Genomic DNA, 3825 nt, shown 5'->3' on the forward strand with positions numbered 1-3825 from the left:
CGGAGACCGACATCCCGCCCCACACTCCGTAGGGTTCGCCCATGGTGAGCGCGTGCTCGCGGCACTGCTCGATGACCGGGCACCGATGGCACATCTCCTTGGCCTTCGACATCGCGTCCCGCGGTGTGCTGCCGCTCGCCACCGCTCCCGAACTGTGGGCGCTCCTGCTCCTCGCCGCGGGGGCGGTGACGGTTCAGCAGGCGGCGTTCCAGGCCGGTGATCTGCGGGCGTCGTTGCCCGCCACCACCGTCCTGGAACCGGTCGTGGCGTCGCTGCTCGGTTTCGTGGTCCTGGGGGAATACCTCGACGCGGACCGCGCCATGAGTGTGGTTCTGGTCACCGCGGCGGCGGTGATGGTGGCCGCGACGGTCGCCCTCGCGCGGGGCGACGCGGCCGCGTCGTCCCCCGACCAGGCGGTATGTCCTCCGGGGGAATAGCCCGGCCGGCGGCGCCGCCCACGGTCTCGCGAACCTTCGACAAATCTCGCTCTTTGTTGGCATGAATTTCGGTGGCGCGGGGTACTCCCCGGTCCATGAGATCGACGAACCGAGAATCGGCCCTTCGGGGCGGTCCCGGCGCGTGGATCGAAGTGAGCGAAAGGTCGCAGACTTTCGTCCGGTCCGCTCGCACTGCGTGCGAGCCTGCTGTCAAGGAGAGCCCCGTGCCATTGTCACCTCACCCGCTCCGGCCGACCGTCGATGTCTGGAACTGGCAGATGCAGGGCTTGTGCCGCGGCGTCGACTCGTCGGTGTTCTTCTCGCCCGACGGCGAACGGGGCCGAGCGCGGTACCAGCGAGAGTCGAAGGCCAAGGAGATGTGCCATCGGTGCCCGGTCATCGAGCAGTGCCGCGAGCACGCGCTCACCATGGGCGAACCCTACGGAGTGTGGGGCGGGATGTCGGTCTCCGAGCGGGAGAAGTACGTGCAGTCCCGGAGACGGAAGATCGCGAGCTGAGCCGGATTTCGCCCGGCACCGACCCCCGGTCGGTGCCGGGTTCACGTCTCCGGATCCCCTGACGGCTCCGGGATGTCGCCGCCGCCGGGGTCGGCCCGGCCGTGGAGTCCGACCAGGCTGAGCACGTGGTGGGCGGTGCTGCCGGGTGGCGCCACCAACGTGACGGTGGAGTGCTGCTTGGCCGCGCGGTCGCGGGCCGTCGAGAGCAAGGAGACCCCGGCGGAGCCGAGGTTGGTGACCTCGCTCAGATCGACTGTCACCGACAGCGTTCCGCTGTGGGATACGGCGTCGAGGCACCCCTTGAGGATGGGCGCGGTGTCGATGTCGATGTCCCCCCGCACCGCGAGACGACCGGGTTCGGTTTCGGCGACGGCGAATTCGGGCGAGACCTCGGGACGGCCGACGATCGCGCCTTCCGTGAACTCGGTGACGACGCGGGCGCTGCGGGTGAGCCGGAACGTGACCGTCGCGGTCGTGCCCGTGTCGTCGCTGTCGACGACGAGGTCGTCGGCGAAGATCCGGACCATCGTGAGCCCGCGGCCGCGGCTGGTCGGTAACCGATGTGGCTCCGGGGTTTTCGCGGGGGTCTTCCAGCGGCCCCGGTCCCGCACGCGGACCCGGAGGCAGCCGTCGCCGTCGAGCGTCCCGTCGATGTCGACCGGGGCATGCCCGGCGTCGCCGCCGGAATAGGCGTGCTCGACGACGTTGGACACGAGTTCGGAGACCGCGTGCTCGACGGCCACAGTTCCGGCATGGTCGGCACCGATGCGCACGAGCCATCGCCGCAACGACGTCCGTGCCGACCTCGGTGCCTCCCGGTCGGCGTGGAGCCGAAGCTGCAGGGGATCCGGCATGGCCGTGCGCTGAGCGGCCACGATGGTCACGTCGTCGCTGTATCCGGTTTCCCGGAGCAGGAATTCGAGGATCTCCGCGCACACCCGATCCACCGTCCGGGCGCGCGTGTCCGGGATCGGGAACGACCGGCCGGCCACGCTCAGGGCCGCCCGCTCCGCGAGTTCGGCGGTGCTCGCCGGCGGGGGCCGGCCGGGGCGCTCGATCAGTCCGTCGGTGTAGAGCAGCACGACGTCGCCGGCGGCGAGGGCGTCGGTGGCGACGGGGAACGTCGAGCCGGTACCGATCGGCGTTCCGCCCGAGGGTGGGAGGTATCGGACCGCCCCGGCCGGGCTCGCCACCAGCGGCGGGGGATGCCCGCTCGTGCAGTAGCGGACCCGGCCGGTGGCGGTGTCGAGGACGACGACACAGACCGTCGCGGTGCGGGCGCCGGGGACGTGCGCCGAGAAGGCGTCGAGGGTGGACAGGGCGGCGGCGACGTCCGCGCCCGCGAGGATCTGCTGGCGCAGCACCGCGCGGAGCTGCCCCATCACGGCGGCGGCCTCGACGCCGTGCCCGACGACGTCCCCGGTGATGAGCACGAGTTCGCCGTTCGCAAGGGCCAACGCGTCGAACCAGTCGCCGCCGGCGGCCGTGTCCTCGGCGGCGACCAGGTAGGCGGCCGCCACCTCGGCCCCCGGCACGACCGGGACGGACGGCGCCAGCAACGCCTGCTGCATCACCGTCACCGCGTCGCGGGCCTGCTCGTACTTCTCCGACATCAGCTGGGCCCGTGCCTCGGCGCCGCGCCGGGCCAGGACACTGTCGGTCACGTCGGAGGCGAAGAAGAGCAGCCCGGCGACGCCGCGGTCGGGGTCGCGACGGGGGGCGATGGTGAAGTCGAAGTAGCGCTCCCGGACCACGCCGCTACCGTCGGTATCGATCTGCAGGCGCCACTCCTTGGCGGTCTCGGCGACGCCGGTCGCCGCCACCCGGTCGAGCAGCTCGAAGAACTGCTGGCCCTCGAGTTCCGGTACGACCTCGCGCACCGGCCGGCCGAGGAGGTCGTCGCGCCCCAGCAGCGCCCGGTAGGCGGCGTTGGTCGCGACGTACACGTGATCGGGTCCCTGCCACGCGCCGAGGGCGAACGGCAGTGCTTCGAACACGCGGAGAACCGTGTCCGGCTCTCCCGTGGCCGAGAACAGGTCCTCGCCTTCCGGCATGCCGTGTACCTTCTCCGGTTTCCGCGGTGAAGCGTCACCTTCAGTTCTATACCCCTCCGGGGCTTCGGTACAGCGGCGTGCCGGCCGGCCCGGTTCGTCAGCGCATCTCTCCGGCCCCGACGTACGGATTGAGGCTGGCGAGCGGTTTGCCCTCGGCGAAACGGGAGTAGCGGAAGTCGGCGCCGTCGACGGCGGCGTCGCTGCTGATGCCGTCGAGCAGGAGGTCGGCGGCGAGGCGGCCCACGGCCGGGGAGATCTTGTAGCCGTGGCCGCTGAAGCCCACGAGCAGGAACAGCCCCGGGGCGGGGGACGGCCCGATGACCGGGTTGTAGTCGGGGGTGGTGTCGTAGCACCCCGCGTACGACGAGGCGAGCCGCGGATCGGGCATGGCCGGCAGCAGCCGGTCCAGCTTCGCGATGGCGGTTTCCACGAACGGGTCGTCGGCGCGATTGACGTAGTCGTCCGGGTCGGCCCACTCCGGGGTGGAGTGGTCGCTGTTGCCCACCAGCAGGTCCCCGTTGGGCTCGCGCCGGATGTACTGCAGGTTCACCAGGTCGGAGAAGGTGGGGATGTCCGGGGTGGGTTCGCCCTGGTCGACCAGCAGGAGTTGTTCCCGCTGGGCCCGGATCGGGATGTCCACCCCGGCGGTCGCGCCGAGCGCCGGCGACCACACGCCGGTCGCGAGCACGACGGCACCCGCGCCCGTGCCCTCGGCGTGCGAGTGCGTCAGAGCACCACCGTCACCTCGCTCCTGCAGCGCGACGGCGGCGAGGTCTACGGTGTGCGGCTCGCGGACGGCTCCGAGATCCACGCGGG

Annotated in this window: 4 protein-coding genes and 1 pseudogene; 2 read left to right on the top strand and 3 right to left on the bottom strand. The window is 71.6% G+C overall.

Annotation, left to right across the window (positions count from 1 at the left end):
• A pseudogene (locus tag AIIKEEIJ_RS33025) lies at positions 1-106 on the bottom strand (WhiB family transcriptional regulator); the annotation flags it as partial.
• On the opposite strand from AIIKEEIJ_RS33025, the gene AIIKEEIJ_RS13085 reads away from it, so the two are divergent.
• A complete protein-coding gene (locus tag AIIKEEIJ_RS13085; RefSeq protein ID WP_238406337.1) occupies positions 72-437 on the top strand; it encodes a DMT family transporter in 366 nt (121 codons plus the stop codon). The pseudogene AIIKEEIJ_RS33025 and the gene AIIKEEIJ_RS13085 overlap by 35 nt on opposite strands.
• 278 nt (positions 438-715) lie before the next feature.
• Positions 716-955, top strand: a complete 240-nt coding sequence (locus tag AIIKEEIJ_RS13090; RefSeq protein WP_044476011.1) for a WhiB family transcriptional regulator — start codon at positions 716-718, stop codon at positions 953-955.
• A 41-nt stretch (positions 956-996) separates the two neighbouring features.
• Here the strand turns inward: AIIKEEIJ_RS13090 and AIIKEEIJ_RS13095 are convergent, their stop codons facing one another.
• Together AIIKEEIJ_RS13095 and AIIKEEIJ_RS13100 are read right to left on the bottom strand one after the other, a co-directional pair.
• Positions 997-3009 (bottom strand): SpoIIE family protein phosphatase, encoded by a 2013-nt coding sequence (locus AIIKEEIJ_RS13095; RefSeq protein WP_029543130.1) that lies wholly within the window; start codon positions 3007-3009, stop codon positions 997-999.
• 97 nt (positions 3010-3106) lie between these two features.
• The coding region (locus AIIKEEIJ_RS13100) for an NAD(P)/FAD-dependent oxidoreductase (RefSeq protein ID WP_238406338.1) at positions 3107-3825 on the bottom strand (719 nt) is incomplete at its 5' end.

The organism is Rhodococcus sp. YH1 (assembly GCF_009939605.1).
GTDB lineage: Bacteria > Actinomycetota > Actinomycetes > Mycobacteriales > Mycobacteriaceae > Rhodococcus > Rhodococcus aetherivorans.

What these genes read in the sequence shown, in the direction of transcription:
- AIIKEEIJ_RS13085 (WP_238406337.1), top strand. Translation starts at nt 72, where the DNA reads ATGACCGGGCACCGATGGCACATCTCCTTGGCCTTCGACATCGCGTCC.
- AIIKEEIJ_RS13090 (WP_044476011.1), top strand. Translation starts at nt 716, where the DNA reads ATGCAGGGCTTGTGCCGCGGCGTCGACTCGTCGGTGTTCTTCTCGCCC.
- AIIKEEIJ_RS13095 (WP_029543130.1), bottom strand. Translation starts at nt 3,009, where the DNA reads ATGCCGGAAGGCGAGGACCTGTTCTCGGCCACGGGAGAGCCGGACACG.